Raw genomic sequence first — 14,306 nt, forward strand, 5'->3', positions numbered from 1 at the left:
CCCCGTGTGATGGCCCCACACTGGGGGCGGCCATGCACCCCTGCTGAACCGTCAGTTCCACCCGCAGAGTATGGAGGAGCCCCGGTACAGAAGGCCCGGAAGCCTTCTGTACCGGGGCTACGCCGTCGCCGTGAGATCAGCGGACACGGCTGCTGCGGAGGCCTGGCGTGCCACCAGTCTTCCGATCGACTTCACGCGCCGCGCGGTGACTCCACGGGACCGCTCCGCAGGTCCACGATCCGCTTGAACTTGCCCACCGACCTCTCCAGCGTCTCGGGGTCGACCACCTCGACCCCGACCGAGATCCCGATGGAGTCCTTGACGCCGGCCGCGACCGAACGGGCCGCGGCCTCCCGTGCCTCCGGCGTGGCGTCCGGCCTGGCTTCCGCCCGTACGGTCAGTGTGTCCATCCGGCCCTCGCGGGTGAGGCGCAGCTGGAAGTGCGGGGCGAGGCCGGGGGTGCGCAGCACGATCTCCTCGACCTGGGTGGGGAAGAGGTTCACCCCGCGCACGATGACCAGGTCGTCGCTGCGCCCGCTGATCCGCTCCATCCGCCGGAACACCCTGGCGGTGCCCGGCAGCAGCCGGGTCAGGTCCCTGCTCCGGTAACGGATCACCGGCATGGCCTCCTTGGTGAGCGAGGTGAAGACCAACTCCCCCTGCTCGCCGTCCGGCAGGACCTCACCCGTGACCGGGTCGACCACTTCCGGGTAAAAATGGTCCTCCCAGATATGGAGGCCGTCCTTGGTCTCCACGCATTCCTGGGCCACGCCGGGCCCCATGACCTCGGAGAGGCCGTAGATGTCGACGGCGTCGATCGCGAAGCGTTCCTCGATCTCGCGCCGCATCTCCTCGGTCCATGGTTCCGCGCCGAAGATACCGACCCGCAGTGAAGTGGACCTGGGGTCGATGCCCCGGCGCTCGAACTCGTCGAGCAGGGTGAGCATGTAGGTCGGTGTCACCATGATGATCTCGGGGCGGAAGTCCTGGATGAGCTGCACCTGGCGGGCCGTCATCCCGCCGGAGGCGGGGATCACCGTGCACCCGAGGCGTTCGGCGCCGTAGTGCGCGCCGAGGCCGCCGGTGAACAGCCCGTATCCGTACGCCACATGGACCTTGTCGCCGGGCCTGCCGCCCGCCGCGCGGATGGACCGGGCCACCACGTCCGCCCAGGTGGACAGGTCGCGCTCGGTGTAGCCGACGACCGTCGGGCGGCCCGTCGTGCCGCTGGAGGCATGGATGCGCCGTACGTCGGACTGCGGTACGGCGAACATCCCGAACGGGTACTGGTCGCGCAGGTCGGCCTTGACGGTGAACGGGAAGCGGGCCAGGTCGGCGAGTGTGCGGCAGTCCTCAGGACGCAGCCCTGCCCTGTCGAAGGACTCACGGTAGAAGGGCACGTTCTCGTAGGCGTGCCGGAGCGTCGCGCGCAGCCGCTCGGTCTGAAGCGCTTCGAGCTCGTCGCGGCTGAGCCGCTCACCCGCGTCCAGCAGGGCTGTCATGTGGTCACTCCCGTCCCGATGTCCCCGACCGGCCAGCCAGCCGACCGATCATTCGGTCGCTCTGCTGTGATCAGTAATTCAGGAGCGGGCCGGAGCGTCAAGAGGTGCGCGCGGGTGAATGCCCGGCCGGGCACGGGCTCCGGAGGCAGGCATTCGACGGCGCCCGGCCGCCGTCGCCCCAGGGGCGGCCGAGCCTGAAGCAGGGGCCGTCCGCGGTCCCCGGAGCGCCAACTCCCGGGCAGGGGTGCGGGGTGGCATTGGCGAGGTCGGGGCACGGGTGTAAATTTTCGGACGTTCACTCACCGTGGTGTACGGCGCGGCGCCGGGCACCGTGACGATCGGAGCGGCCATGCGCATCACCACCGAAGAGGACGGGCGCCGCGGCGCCGGACTGCCCGGGGCCCTCGCGTGAGCGGTCCGCGCCGGGTCGTGGTCGTCGGCGCGTCCGCCGCGGGCCTCGCCGCGGCGGAGGGGCTGCGCCGGTCCGGTTACGACGGCGGGCTCGTGCTCGTCGGCGAGGAGGCGCACCTTCCGTACGACCGCCCGCCGCTCTCCAAGCAACTTCTCGCCGGTGAGTGGGCGGCCGACCGGGTCCTGCTGCGGAGCGCCGATGCGCTGGCCGACCTGGACATCGAGCTGCGCTCCGGCACCAGGGCCCGGGCCCTCGACCCGGCCGCCCGGGAGATGGACACCGGCGAGGGCGGCACCATCGGCTATGACGCGCTCGTCATCGCCACCGGAGTCCGGCCCAGGGTGCTGCCGGGCACGGACGGTATCGCGGGGGTTCATGTCCTGCGCACGCTGGACGACGCGACAGCCCTGCGCGAGTCGCTCGCCGGCCGCCCGCATCTGGTGATCGTCGGCGGAGGCTTCATCGGCGCCGAGGCCGCCGCCGTCGCCCGGGAGGCCGGCTGCGAGGTCACGCTGGTGACCGACCGGGCGGTGCCGCTCGCCGACGCGGTCGGCCACGACATCGGGAGCATGCTGACGGAGGTGCACCACGAACACGGTGTACGGACCGTGACCGATGCCCTCGTCGAGAGCATCGTCACCGATGGCGGCCGTGCGACGGGCGTACGCCTCTCCGACGGCCGCACCCTCGCGGCTGACGCCGTGCTCGTCGGCATCGGGGCGCGGCCCAACACCGAATGGCTCGCGGGAAGCGGGCTCCGCCTCGGCGACGGCGTCGAGTGCGACGCCACCCTGCGCGCCGCCGAGCACATCTGGGCCGCCGGCGACGTGGCGTCCTGGCCCGACGCGGTGACCGGGGAGCGGCTGCGGATCGAGCACCGCACCAACGCATCCGAACAAGGCCGCGCGGTCGCCCGCAACATCCTCGCCGGAGAGGCGGCCACCGCCTTCACCACGGTGCCCTTCGTCTGGTCGGACCAGTACGACCTCAAGGTCCAGATCCACGGCAGGACCCGGGGCGCCGACCAGGTGCACATCGTCGAAGGGAGCCTCGCCGAGCGGAAGTTCACCGCACTGTTCGCCCGTGCGGGACAGGTCTGCGGCGCGGTCGGTGTGAACATGATCCGTCCGCTGCGCACCCTGCGCCCCCTGGTCGCGGCCCGCACACCGTGGGCGGAGGCGCTCGCACCGCAGGGAGCCGGGGCCGCCTGATCCCCGTCCGCCGGGGGCGTCGCGCCGCCCCCGGCGGACCTTCCGGGGACCGTGGCTCCGACCGCCACGGCGCCGTACCGGGCCACGGTCACCGGAACTCCGCCCCGCCACCGGGCCGTACCGGAGCCATGGTCACCCGAACTCCGGACCGGCCACGGTGCCGCACCGGCCGGCGGGCCGCGCGATCACCAGCGCGAGCAGCGCACCGGCGCCGCAGACCGCGCCGATCGCGACCCACAGCGGGTCGTACGAACCGAACGCGTCCCGTGCCACCCCGCCGAGGAACGCGGCAAGCCCGGCGCCCAGTTGGTGCGCGGCGGCCACCCAGCCGAAGACGATCGCACTGTCCGCCCCGTACAACTCCCGGCAGAGCGCGAGAGTCGGCGGCACGGTGGCCACGTCGAGCAGCCCGAAGAGCACCACGAAGGCGACCATCGGCGGCTGGACCGTTGCCGACATCAGCACCGGCAGGCAGAGCAGCGTCACCCCGCGCAGCGCGTAGTACACGGCGAGCAGCCTGCGCGGGTCGAGACGGTCCGTCAGCCAGCCGGAGAGGATCGTGCCCGCGACGTTGAAGACACCGATCAGCGCGAGCAGCGAGGACGCGGCGGTCGCGGGCATCCCGTGGTCATGGGCGGCGGGTGTGAAGTGCGTCCACATCACGCCGTTGGTCGAGGCGCCGCAGATCGCGAAGGTGGCCGCGAGCAGCCAGAACGGGGCACCCCGCGCCACCGTGCCCAGGACCCGCACCGTACGGGCGGCCGCACCCGGCAGGGCGGCCGGCTTCGGGGTGAACCGCTGGGCCCCGTAGGCCCGTACGCCCGCATCGGCGGGGTGGTCCCGCAGCAGCACCAGCGCCAGAGGCAGCGCCGCGCACGCGACCAGTGCCGGCAGCACCGCGGCCGTCCGCCACCCGTGGCCGTCGACCACCCACGAAAGCACGGGCAGGAAGACGAACTGGCCGAAGACCCCGGCGGCCGTGAGCACCCCGCTGACCAGCCCGCGCCGCCGGACGAACCAGCGCTGGGTGACGGTCGCCGCGAAGGTCAGCGCCATCGCACCGGAGGCGAGTCCGATCAGCAGGCCCCAGGTCAGTACGTACTGCCAGGGGGCGCTCATCGCGGTGCTGAGCAGGGCGCCGACGGCGACGGCGGCCAGCGCCGCGCCCACCACCCTCCGCATCCCGAACCGGTCCATCAGCGCGGCCGAGAACGGGGCGACGGCCCCGTACACCACCATGTTCACCGAGGCCGCCAGGCCGATCTCCCCGTGCGACCAGCCGAACTCCCGGTGCAGCGGCTCCGTGAACAGCCCCGCCATCGTGGTGAACGCCCCCGCCGCCACGATCGCCAGCGCCGCAACGGCCGCGACCGGCCAGGCGGGATGCAGCCGCCCGCGCTTCGTCGGGCCACCCGTGTACTTCGTCGCGATATCAGCCATGCACCGACCCTGCGCCCCGGCCGTGACCGGTACCAGTGGCGAGATGGACATGATGTGCAAGGATCTCGCCATGACTCTCTTCGGTGACGGAGCAGGCCCCGGCGGGCGCCACCGGGTGGCCGTCCTCGTGCGCCACGGGATGCTGCCCATGGAGCTCGGAATCGTCCACCGGCTGTTCAGAGGCGCGGTGTCGGCGGCGGGCGAGCCCCTGTACACCGTCCTGACCTGCACGGTCGAGCCGGGGGAGATCCGGACCGAGGCCGATGTGACCGTCAACGTCACCCTCGGGCCGGAACTGCTCACCGAGGCGGACACCGTGGTCGTCCCGGCATCGGACGAGGACTACTCCCCGCGCGAAGCCCCGTATCTGCCGCCCGCGCTCGCCGACGCCTTCGCGCGGATCCGCCCCGGGACCCGTCTCGCCTCCATCTGCACCGGCTCCTTCGTGCTGGCCGCGGCCGGGTTCCTGGACGGCAGGCGCGCCACCACCCACTGGCGCTCGGCCGCCGATCTGCGGCGGCTCCACCCGGCGGTGGACGTCGATCCCGATGTGCTCTACACCGACGACCGGGGTGTCCTCACCTCGGCCGGTGTGGCCTCGGGCATCGACCTCTGCCTGCACATGATCCGCAGCGACCACGGCGCCGCCGTCGCCAACGCGGTGGCCCGCGCCACGGTGGTTCCGCCCCACCGCGAGGGCGGCCAGGCGCAGTTCGTGCCCTGCCCGGTCCCGGCACCCGCACCGCTGCCGACCGGCGCGGCGCGCGCCTGGGCGCTGGAGCACCTGGGGGAGCGCATCACCCTGGACGCGCTGGCGGCCCGCGCCTCGATGAGCACCCGCACCTTCTCGCGCCGCTTCTGCGAGGAGGTCGGCCTCACGCCCGTCCAGTGGCTCACCCAGCGCCGTGTCGACCTGGCAAGACAGCTTCTGGAGGAGACCGATCTGCCGGTCGACCGGGTGGCGGCGGACGCCGGGTTCGGGACCGCTGCGTCCTTCCGCAACCATCTGCACGAGGCGCTCGGGGTGTCCCCGAGCGCCTACCGTGCCACCTTCCGCGGTTCCGGTTCTGTCCGGCCCGGTCGCCCGTACGCGGGTCAGCCGGCTCGCCCGGACACGGTTCAGTCGGCGGCGACCGCCACCCCGCGCGCCCAGCGGTAGTCGGCCTTGCCGCTCGGCGAGCGCTGGATCTCCGGGGCTATCACCAGCTGCCTGGGCACCTTGTACCCGGCGATCTTGCTGCGGCAGTGTGCCTGGATGTCGTCCAGGCTGGGTTCGTCCGCCCCCGGGCGTACCTGCACCACGGCCGCCACATGGTTGCCCCACCGGGCGTCCGGCACCCCGGCGACCAGGGCGTCGTACACATCGGGGTGGGACTTGAGCGCCTGCTCGACCTCTTCCGGATACACCTTCTCGCCACCGGTGTTGATGCACTGCGAGCCGCGCCCCAGGACGGTGACGATGCCCTCCTCGTCGACGGTCGCCATGTCGCCGAGCAGTACCCACCGCTCGCCGTCGCTCTGGAAGAAGGTCTCGGCCGTCTTCTGAGGGTCGTTGTAGTAGCCGAGCGGGACATGCCCGCGCTGCGCGATCCGGCCGACCTCGCCGACGGCCACCTGCCGGCAGGTGGCCGGATCGACCACCGCGGTACGGGAGTTCATCCGCAGCCTGAACCCCTTGTCGGGGCCGGAGTCGGGGGTCGCCGTTCCGTTGAACCCGGACTCCGACGAGCCGAAGTTGTTCAGCAGCATCGCCGTCGGCACCAGCTCCTGGAACTGCGCGCGCACCGTCTCCGACATGATGGCGCCCGAGCTGGAGACGCTGAACAGCGAGGAGCAGTCGGTGCCGCTGAGCGGGCCGCTGAGCGCGTCGATCAGCGGTCGCAGCATCGCGTCGCCGACCAGCGAGACACTGGTGACCTTCTCCTTCTCGATGGTGCGGAGCACCTCTTCCGGGGCGAACTTCCGGTGGATCACGATCCGCTGGCCGAAGTTGAAGGCGATGAAGGCGGTCAGGGTGGAGGTGCCGTGCATCAGCGGGGGAGTGGGGAAGAAGGTGATCCCGTCGCCGCCCGCGGCCACCCGCTCCGCCAGTTCCTCCGGCGCGCCGACCGGCTCGCCGGTGGGGGCGCCGCCGCCGAGGCCGGAGAAGAACAGGTCCTCCGCACGCCACATGACGCCCTTCGGCATCCCGGTGGTGCCCCCGGTGTAGATGATGAACTGGTCGTCGGCCGACCGGGGTCCGAAGCCGCGCTCCGGGGATCCGGCGGCCTCCGCATCGGCGTACGCCACCGGCCGGACGCCGGGCTCCGGCGCCCCCTCGGGGGGCTCGCCGACCCGTATCAGGTGGCGCAGCTTCTCGGTCTTCGGCAGCGCCGCCGCGACCCGCTCGGTGAACTCGCCGTCGAAGACCAGCGCCGCCAGATCCGCATCCCGGTAGAGGTAGACCAACTCCTCTTCCACATACCGGTAGTTGACATTGACCGGCACGACACGCGCCTTGAGACAGGCGAGCACGGTCTGCAGGTACTCCACCCCGTTGTACAGATGCAGCCCCAGGTGCTCGCCGGGGCGGATTCCGCTGTCGGCCAGATGGTGCGCGATCCGGTTGGCCGCCTCGTCCAGCGCGGCATACGTGAGCCTGCGCTCCGCGCCCGTACCGGGATGGTCGATGAACACGAGCGCCTCGCGGTCCGGAACCGCGTCGACGACGGACTCGAACAGGTCGGCAAGGTTGTACTCCACCACATCTCCTGACGCCGGCGTCCAATGACCCGGCGTCATTACAGCGCCGCGCGCGGAAAGTGGGAAGGCCCCCCGCGAAGAAATCTGACTGACTGTCAGAAAACTATTGAACTGCAACCCCGCCTCCTGCAACCTGTCTACGCGCCGCTCATCGATCCGGCTCACATCCTCTGAGGGCGCCCAGGTCTTGAAACGGGAGGACGGTCATGGGTGGTACGGAACACCTCACCGTGCGGCGCGAAGGCGCCACGCTGGTGCTCACTCTGAACAGGCCGGAGGCGAAGAACGCGCTCTCGCTGCCGATGCTGGTCGGGCTCTACGACGGTTGGCTGGCGGCCGACGAGGACGACGAGGTCCGCTCGGTGGTGCTCACCGGAGCGGGCGGCGCCTTCTGCGCCGGCATGGACCTCAAGGCCCTGGCCGGCGCGGGGATGGAGGGCGAGCAGTACCGCGACCGCCTCAAGGCCGACCCCGATCTGCACTGGAAGGCGATGCTGCGCCACCACCGGCCCCGCAAACCGGTGATCGCCGCGGTCGAGGGCCACTGCGTCGCCGGAGGCACCGAGATCCTCCAGGGCACCGACATCCGGGTCGGGGCCGAGAGCGCCACCTTCGGCCTCTTCGAGGTCAGGCGCGGACTCTTCCCGATCGGCGGCTCCACGGTGCGCCTTCAGCGCCAGATCCCCCGCACCCACGCGCTGGAGATGCTGCTCACCGGCCGCCCTTACACCGCGGCCGAAGCGGCGGCCGTCGGTCTCATCGGCCATGTGGTGCCCGACGGCACCGCACTGGAGAAGGCCCTGGAGATCGCCGCGCAGATCAACGCCTGCGGGCCGCTCGCCGTGGAAGCCGTCAAGGCCTCGGTCTACGAGACGGCCGAACTGACCGAGACCGAGGGGCTGAAGGCCGAACTGGACCGCGGCTGGCCCGTCTTCGACACCGCGGACGCGAAGGAGGGCTCACGCGCCTTCGCCGAGAAACGGCCGCCCGTCTATCGCAGGGCCTGACCGTGCGCCGCATTCCGCACCGGCCCCCGGCCCCCGGCCGGCACCGGTTCCCCTTCCGACGCTCCGGCACCCGCCGGACGAGCCCCCGCCCGCAGCGGAGAATTTGGAGCCCACCCATGACAGCCGCTCCCTCACCGGAGGTGCTCCGCGCCCCCCTCGTCGTCGAGTTCCCCTTCACCCGCTCCCTCGGACCCGTGCAGAGCGCCTTTCTCACCGGGCTGCGCGAGCGCACTGTCCTGGGGGTGCGGACCGGCGACGGCACGATCCTCGTCCCACCCGTCGAGTACGACCCCGTCACCGCCGACGAGATACGCGACCTGGTCGAGGTCGCCCCCACCGGCACCGTCACCACCTGGGCCTGGAACGCGTCCCCGCGCCGCGGCCAGCCACTCACGACCCCCTTCGCCTGGGTCCTGGTGAAACTCGACGGCGCCGACACCGCGCTGCTGCATGTCCTCGACGCCCCGGGACCCGACGCCGTGCACTCCGGGCAGCGCGTACGCATCCGCTGGGCCGCCGAGCGCACCGGAGCCATCACGGACATCGCCTGCTTCGAGCCGTACGAGAGCGAGAGCGAGGGCGCGGCCGGGACCGCCGCGCCCGCACACAGCGGACTGTTCGACGACCTCGTCACCGGCATCACCGCCCCCGCACGCCTCGACTACGTCTACAGCCCCGGCCGCGCGCAGACCGACTACATCAACGCGCTCGCCGACCGGAAGACCGTCGGCGAGCGCTGCCCCTCCTGCGCCAAGGTCTACGTACCCCCGCGCGGCGCCTGCCCCACCTGCGGAGTCGCGACGACCGACCGGGTCGAGGTCGGCCCCGCCGGCACCCTCACCACGTACTGCATCGTCAACATCAAGGCCCGCGGCCTCGACATCGAAGTGCCCTACGTCTACGGGCACATCGCCCTCGACGGCGCGGGTCTCGCGCTGCACGGCCGGATCGGCGGCATCCCGTACGACCAGGTGCGGATGGGGCTGCGCGTCGAACCGGTGTGGACCGAGGGCGCCCGCTTCCCCGACCACTACCGGCCCACCGGCGAGCCCGACGCCGACTACGACACGTACAAGGAGCTGATCTGATGCGGGACATCGCGATCGTCGCCTTCGCACAGAGCGACCACCTGCGGCGCACCGATGAGTGCTCCGAGGTTGAAATGGTGATGCCGGTCCTGCACAGCGTGCTCGCGCAGACCGGGCTGAAAACCAGCGACATCGGCTTCACCTGCTCCGGGTCGAGCGACTATCTGGCGGGCCGGGCCTTCTCGTTCACGATGACGCTCGACGGCGTCGGAGCCTGGCCCCCGATCTCCGAGTCCCATGTGGAGATGGACGGGGCCTGGGCGCTGTACGAGGCGTGGGTGAAACTGCTGACCGGCGAGGCCGACACCGCCCTCGTCTACTCCTACGGCAAGTCATCGCCCGGATCGGTCAGGGACGTACTGACCCGGCAGCTCGACCCCTACTACGTCGCCCCGCTCTGGCCCGACTCCGTCGCGCTCGCCGCGCTCCAGGCGCAGGCGCTGATCGACGCCGGCGAGACCGACGAGCCCGCGCTCGCCGGGGTCGCCGCCCGCAGCCGCGGCGACGCGGCCGACAACCCGCACGCCCAACTCCCGGGCGCCCGGCCGCAGGGCGACTACCTCGTGCGGCCGCTGCGCACCGGCGACTGCCCGCCCATCGGGGACGGCGCGGCGGCCGTCGTGCTGGCGGCGGGCGACCGGGCACGCGACCTGTGCGAGCGTCCCGCCTGGATCCGGGGGATGGACCACCGCATCGAGGCCCACAGCCTCGGCGTACGCGACCTCACGGACTCGCCGTCCGCCCGGCTGGCCGCCGAACGGGCCGGGGCCTTCGAGCGCCCCGTCGACACCGCCGAACTGCACGCGCCCTTCACCTCCCAGGAGGTCGTCCTGCGCAAGGCGCTCCGGCTCGGCGACGACGTACGCGTCAACCCGTCGGGCGGCGCCCTCGCCGCCAACCCCGTCATGGCGGCCGGGCTCATCAGGCTCGGCGAGGCCGCGGCCCGGATCCAGCGCGGTGAGTCCGACCGGGCCCTCGCGCACGCCACATCCGGCCCGTGCCTGCAACAGAATCTGGTCGCCGTCCTCGAAGGAGAGGCCCAGTGAGTAACCAGCCCGCGAACAACCGAGGCGCGACCGGCAAGGAGCCCGTGGCCGTCGTCGGTATCGGCCAGACCCACCACGTCGCCGCCCGGCACGACGTGTCCATCGCCGGCCTCGTCCGCGAGGCCGCCGCGCGTGCCCTGAGCGACGCCGAACTGACCTGGGCGGACATCGACGCCGTCGTCATCGGCAAGGCCCCGGACTTCTTCGAGGGCGTGATGATGCCGGAGCTCTATCTGGCGGACGCGCTGGGCGCCGTCGGCAAACCCATGATGCGCGTGCACACGGCCGGCTCGGTCGGCGGATCGACCACGCTCGTCGCCTCCAACCTGATCGCCTCCCGGGTGCACAGGACGGTGCTGACCCTCGCCTTCGAGAAGCAGTCCGAGTCCAACGCCATGTGGGGCCTCTCCCTCCCCGTACCGTTCCAGCAGCCCCTGCTCGCCGGAGCCGGCGGGTTCTTCGCCCCGCATGTGCGGGCCTATATGCGCAGGGCCGGGGCGCCCGACACGGTCGGCTCGCTCGTCGCGTACAAGGACCGCCGCAACGCGCTGAAGAACCCCTACGCGCATCTGCACGAGAAGGACATCACCCTGGAGAAGGTCCAGGCTTCCCCCATGCTGTGGGACCCGGTCCGCTACTCCGAGACCTGCCCGTCGTCGGACGGAGCGTGCGCGATGGTCCTCACCGACCGTACGGGGGCGGCCCGTTCGCCCCGGCCGCCCGCCTGGATGCACGGCGGCGCGATGCGCAGCGAGCCGACCCTCTTCGCGGGCAAGGACTTCGTCTCCCCGCAGGCGGGCAAGGACTGCGCCGCCGATGTCTACCGGCAGGCCGGGATCACCGACCCGCGCCGGGAGATCGACGCCGTCGAGATGTACGTCCCGTTCTCCTGGTACGAGCCGATGTGGCTGGAGAACCTGGGCTTCGCGGACGAGGGCGAGGGCTGGAAACTCACCGAGTCCGGCGCCACCGAACTGGACGGCGACCTTCCGGTGAACCCCTCGGGCGGAGTGCTCTCCACCAACCCCATCGGCGCCTCCGGCATGATCCGGTTCGCCGAGGCCGCCCTCCAGGTGCGCGGCGCGGCCGGGGAGCACCAGGTGGACGGCGCCCGCAAGGCGCTCGGGCACGCCTACGGCGGCGGCTCGCAGTTCTTCTCCATGTGGCTGGTCGGCTCCGAACCGCCCACCGGCTGACGGCTGGGGGCTGACGGCTGGGGGCTGACGGCTGGAGGCCGGGGGCTTTCGATCGGATCAGGCACCGAACAGCTGTGGCCTGTCCGTCGCCCGTACGGATCGCTAGGGTGGCCACGGACGACGAACCGGGAGGAGCACGGACGTGGGCGAGAGCACCACCCCTCAGCGGACCCTTGCGGGCTGGGACAAGCCGGACCTCGATCTCACCGACGCGGACTGGCAGTCGGGGAGCCAGGGGCGGGGCGACGTGCAGATCGCCTTCGTGGAGGGTTTCATCGCGATGCGCAACAGCGGCAAACCGGGGAGCCCGTCACTGATCTTCGATCCGGGCGAGTGGCGGGCCTTCGTCCTGGGTGCCCGGGAGGGCGACTTCGACCTGACCTGAGGGTCGGCCCGGCGCCCCGGTCCGCAGTGTGCCGGAGCGGGCCGCAGGCGCCCGTGGCACCCGGTGCACAGGGTGTGCCCACCGGCCTACGCTGGGCTTCGCCGCGGGAGGGTGCCAGGACGATCAGGGCCGGTCCGCACAGCCCCGGCCCCGGCTTCGCCGGGCCGGCGGGGCCACGTACCATGGCTGTATGTCCTTCCTCCGCCGCCGCAGCGCCGCCACTCCCGCGGGCCCGGACTTCGACGTCCTGGCCATGGACCCGGGTGACTGGCCCGGAAACCTCGGCGCCGGACTCCTTCCCGCACCCGACGGGACCTGCCAGGGCGTCTTCCTGCGGTACGACCTCTTCGGCGGCCGCGGCCCGGCGATGATCATCGGGAATCTGCCGGAGGGCTCGCCCGCCCGTGAGGTCGCCGATGGCCAGATCCCCTTCGAGGTGGCGCAGCTGCTCGTGGCCCTGGAGAACGACGAGCCCATCGAGGTGCTCGACACCGAGGACATGCCGGTGATGCAGGGCGACAACCTCCTCATCGTGCGGCGCCTGAAGCTCTCGGAGAGCCGGATCTCCTGCGTCCAGTTCGACCGCAGCGACAAGGTCCTGGTCACCATCGCCAGCTGGGACCGGCCGATCACCGACGACCTGTACGCCCTTCTGAAGCCGCTGCCCGCGGAGATGTTCCAGCAGGGCTGAGTCCCGCGCGCCAGGACCGGCAGGGACGAGCACTCCCGTACGTAAAGGTCCGGTAACACGGCTCCGTCAGAGCCTGGTTGCCGCGCCCTTCGCGCTGGTCATCGGCCATGCCAGTGGTCTGGACAACTGTTTCAACAGCCGCCCTGTGCGGCGCTCTTGACGTGCCATCACTCACGTCGGAGAGTGCGCCCATACCGTTCGAGAGATCACCACGGCGCAACTCCCGGCAAGAAGGGCCGTCATGACGTCCAAGCAGCGGATCAGACTCGCGCTCGCGCTGACCACCGCGAGCACCTTCGGCCTCGCCCTGATCGGCCCGGCGGCGCAGGCGAGCCCCCCGAGCACCCGGCCGGAGTGCCCCCGCACCCTCGACTGCGAGTGGGCCCCCGCCGCCTATCAGCAGACCGGGGATCCCGCCGACAAGGAGACGTACGGCAACTACGACACCGCGGACCGCCCGCACACCGGGAAGATCAAGTACATCGTCCTGCACGACACCGAGGAGACCTTCGACAAGACGCTGCAGATCTTCCAGGACCCGCACAGCCAGACGTCCGCGCACTACGTGGTCCGCTCCGGCGACGGTCATGTGGCGCAGATGGTCAAGGACAAGGACATCGCCTGGCAGGCGGGCAACTGGTACATCAACCAGCAGTCCATCGGGATCGAGCAGGAAGGCGTGGCGGCCGACGGCTCCACGTGGTTCACCCCGGCGATGTACCGCTCGACGGCCGCCCTCGTACGCTATCTCGCGGCCAAGTACGACATCCCGCTGGACCGCCAGCACATCATCGGCCATGACAACGTCCCGCCCACCAGCACCGCCGGGACGGCGGCCATGCACTGGGACCCCGGGACGTACTGGGACTGGGACTACTTCATGAAGCTGGTGGGCAGGCCCACCGTCCCGACCGCCTCGCCCCACAGCCAACTCGTCACCATCAGCCCGGTGTTCAAGGAGAACATCCAGGAGTTCCGCGACTGCGAGAAGAACGTGGACCTCCCGGCGCAGGCATCGAGCGCGGTGCCGCTCCACACCGGGCCCTCCACCGGATCACCGCTCTTCTCGGACCCGGCACTGCACACCGACGGCAAGCCCGGCACCAACTGCATCGCCGACTGGGGCAGCAAGATCAGCGCATCGCAGCAGGCAGTGGTCGCCGGCCACGCGCCCGGCTGGACCGCGATCTGGTGGTACGGCCAGAAGGCCTGGTTCCGGAGCCCGGCGCACACCAGGACCACCACACCGACCTCCGGATACGTGGTCAGGCCGAAGGCCGGCCGGACCGATGTGCCGGTGTACGGGGTGGCCTACCCCGAGAAGAGCGAGTACCCGGCGGACTTCACCGCCGCCCGCCTCGGCACGCCCCTCCCGTACACGATCAAGCAGGGCCAGGCCTACCCCGGCGGCGGCGAGGCGCCCACCGGCTACTACTACGCCCCGACGATCGACGCCTCCTACCCGTACGACCACACGTACTTCCCCGGCGCCACCAAGTACGTGACCGTGCAGATCGGACACCGGGTGGCCTTCGTCAAGGCGTCCGACGTCGACATCGTGCGCACCCACTGACGACCACTCAGCT

General features: G+C 71.5%; 12 protein-coding genes. 9 read left to right on the top strand and 3 right to left on the bottom strand.

What is annotated here, in order from left to right; all coding sequences use genetic code 11:
• Positions 1–191: 191 nt before the first annotated feature.
• Complete coding sequence (paaK, locus tag OG385_RS31865) at positions 192–1,502, bottom strand: phenylacetate--CoA ligase PaaK (RefSeq protein ID WP_266860070.1); 1,311 nt, start codon at positions 1,500–1,502, stop codon at positions 192–194.
• Between the two features lie 408 nt (positions 1,503–1,910).
• Here paaK and OG385_RS31870 point away from each other — a divergent pair, with 408 nt between their 5' ends.
• The gene (locus OG385_RS31870; protein ID WP_266860072.1) at positions 1,911–3,125 is read left to right on the top strand and encodes an NAD(P)/FAD-dependent oxidoreductase; all 1,215 of its coding nucleotides are present in this window, start codon (positions 1,911–1,913) and stop codon (positions 3,123–3,125) included.
• Between the two features lie 132 nt (positions 3,126–3,257).
• Here OG385_RS31870 and OG385_RS31875 read toward each other — a convergent pair whose 3' ends face one another.
• Positions 3,258–4,565 (bottom strand): MFS transporter, encoded by a 1,308-nt coding sequence (locus OG385_RS31875; RefSeq protein WP_266860074.1) that lies wholly within the window; start codon positions 4,563–4,565, stop codon positions 3,258–3,260.
• Positions 4,566–4,635: 70 nt separating this feature from the next.
• On the opposite strand from OG385_RS31875, the gene OG385_RS31880 reads away from it, so the two are divergent.
• The gene (locus OG385_RS31880) at positions 4,636–5,724 is read left to right on the top strand and encodes a GlxA family transcriptional regulator (protein WP_266860076.1); all 1,089 of its coding nucleotides are present in this window, start codon (positions 4,636–4,638) and stop codon (positions 5,722–5,724) included.
• Here OG385_RS31880 and OG385_RS31885 read toward each other — a convergent pair.
• On the bottom strand, positions 5,685–7,307 hold the full coding sequence (locus tag OG385_RS31885; protein ID WP_266860078.1) for an acyl-CoA synthetase: 1,623 nt from the start codon (positions 7,305–7,307) through the stop codon (positions 5,685–5,687). The two genes, OG385_RS31880 and OG385_RS31885, sit on opposite strands and share 40 nt — an antisense overlap.
• A 206-nt stretch (positions 7,308–7,513) precedes the next feature.
• On the opposite strand from OG385_RS31885, the gene OG385_RS31890 reads away from it, so the two are divergent.
• From OG385_RS31890 to OG385_RS31920, 7 genes are all read left to right on the top strand, one after another.
• The gene (locus tag OG385_RS31890; protein WP_266860080.1) at positions 7,514–8,314 is read left to right on the top strand and encodes a crotonase/enoyl-CoA hydratase family protein; all 801 of its coding nucleotides are present in this window, start codon (positions 7,514–7,516) and stop codon (positions 8,312–8,314) included.
• A 116-nt stretch (positions 8,315–8,430) separates the two neighbouring features.
• Positions 8,431–9,402 carry a Zn-ribbon domain-containing OB-fold protein gene (locus tag OG385_RS31895; protein WP_266860082.1) on the top strand — a complete coding sequence of 324 codons (972 nt, stop codon included), beginning with the start codon at positions 8,431–8,433 and terminating at the stop codon, positions 9,400–9,402.
• The gene (locus OG385_RS31900) at positions 9,402–10,448 is read left to right on the top strand and encodes a thiolase domain-containing protein (RefSeq protein ID WP_266860084.1); all 1,047 of its coding nucleotides are present in this window, start codon (positions 9,402–9,404) and stop codon (positions 10,446–10,448) included. The genes OG385_RS31895 and OG385_RS31900 overlap by 1 nt, the downstream gene beginning before the upstream one ends.
• Entirely contained in the window at positions 10,445–11,644 is a 1,200-nt protein-coding gene (locus OG385_RS31905; RefSeq protein ID WP_266860086.1) for a thiolase domain-containing protein, read from the top strand. Before OG385_RS31900 ends, OG385_RS31905 begins: the two co-directional genes overlap by 4 nt.
• Before the next feature lie 142 nt (positions 11,645–11,786).
• Positions 11,787–12,029: a DUF397 domain-containing protein gene (locus OG385_RS31910; protein WP_266860088.1), complete on the top strand. Its 243-nt coding sequence runs from the start codon at positions 11,787–11,789 to the stop codon at positions 12,027–12,029.
• A 190-nt stretch (positions 12,030–12,219) separates the two neighbouring features.
• Positions 12,220–12,720 carry a hypothetical protein gene (locus OG385_RS31915; protein ID WP_266860089.1) on the top strand — a complete coding sequence of 167 codons (501 nt, stop codon included), beginning with the start codon at positions 12,220–12,222 and terminating at the stop codon, positions 12,718–12,720.
• 241 nt (positions 12,721–12,961) lie between these two features.
• Positions 12,962–14,293: an N-acetylmuramoyl-L-alanine amidase gene (locus OG385_RS31920; protein WP_266860090.1), complete on the top strand. Its 1,332-nt coding sequence runs from the start codon at positions 12,962–12,964 to the stop codon at positions 14,291–14,293.
• The last annotated feature ends 13 nt before the right edge of the window (positions 14,294–14,306 follow it).

The sequence above is a fragment of the Streptomyces sp. NBC_01306 genome, assembly GCF_026340465.1.
GTDB lineage: Bacteria > Actinomycetota > Actinomycetes > Streptomycetales > Streptomycetaceae > Streptomyces.

Excerpts from the sequence above, each read along its gene's own strand:
- OG385_RS31880 (WP_266860076.1), top strand. The coding sequence starts at position 4,636 with ATGACTCTCTTCGGTGACGGAGCAGGCCCCGGCGGGCGCCACCGGGTG.
- OG385_RS31895 (WP_266860082.1), top strand. The coding sequence starts at position 8,431 with ATGACAGCCGCTCCCTCACCGGAGGTGCTCCGCGCCCCCCTCGTCGTC.
- OG385_RS31875 (WP_266860074.1), bottom strand. The coding sequence starts at position 4,565 with ATGGCTGATATCGCGACGAAGTACACGGGTGGCCCGACGAAGCGCGGG.
- OG385_RS31890 (WP_266860080.1), top strand. The coding sequence starts at position 7,514 with ATGGGTGGTACGGAACACCTCACCGTGCGGCGCGAAGGCGCCACGCTG.
- OG385_RS31915 (WP_266860089.1), top strand. The coding sequence starts at position 12,220 with ATGTCCTTCCTCCGCCGCCGCAGCGCCGCCACTCCCGCGGGCCCGGAC.
- OG385_RS31920 (WP_266860090.1), top strand. The coding sequence starts at position 12,962 with ATGACGTCCAAGCAGCGGATCAGACTCGCGCTCGCGCTGACCACCGCG.
- OG385_RS31900 (WP_266860084.1), top strand. The coding sequence starts at position 9,402 with ATGCGGGACATCGCGATCGTCGCCTTCGCACAGAGCGACCACCTGCGG.
- paaK (WP_266860070.1), bottom strand. The coding sequence starts at position 1,502 with ATGACAGCCCTGCTGGACGCGGGTGAGCGGCTCAGCCGCGACGAGCTC.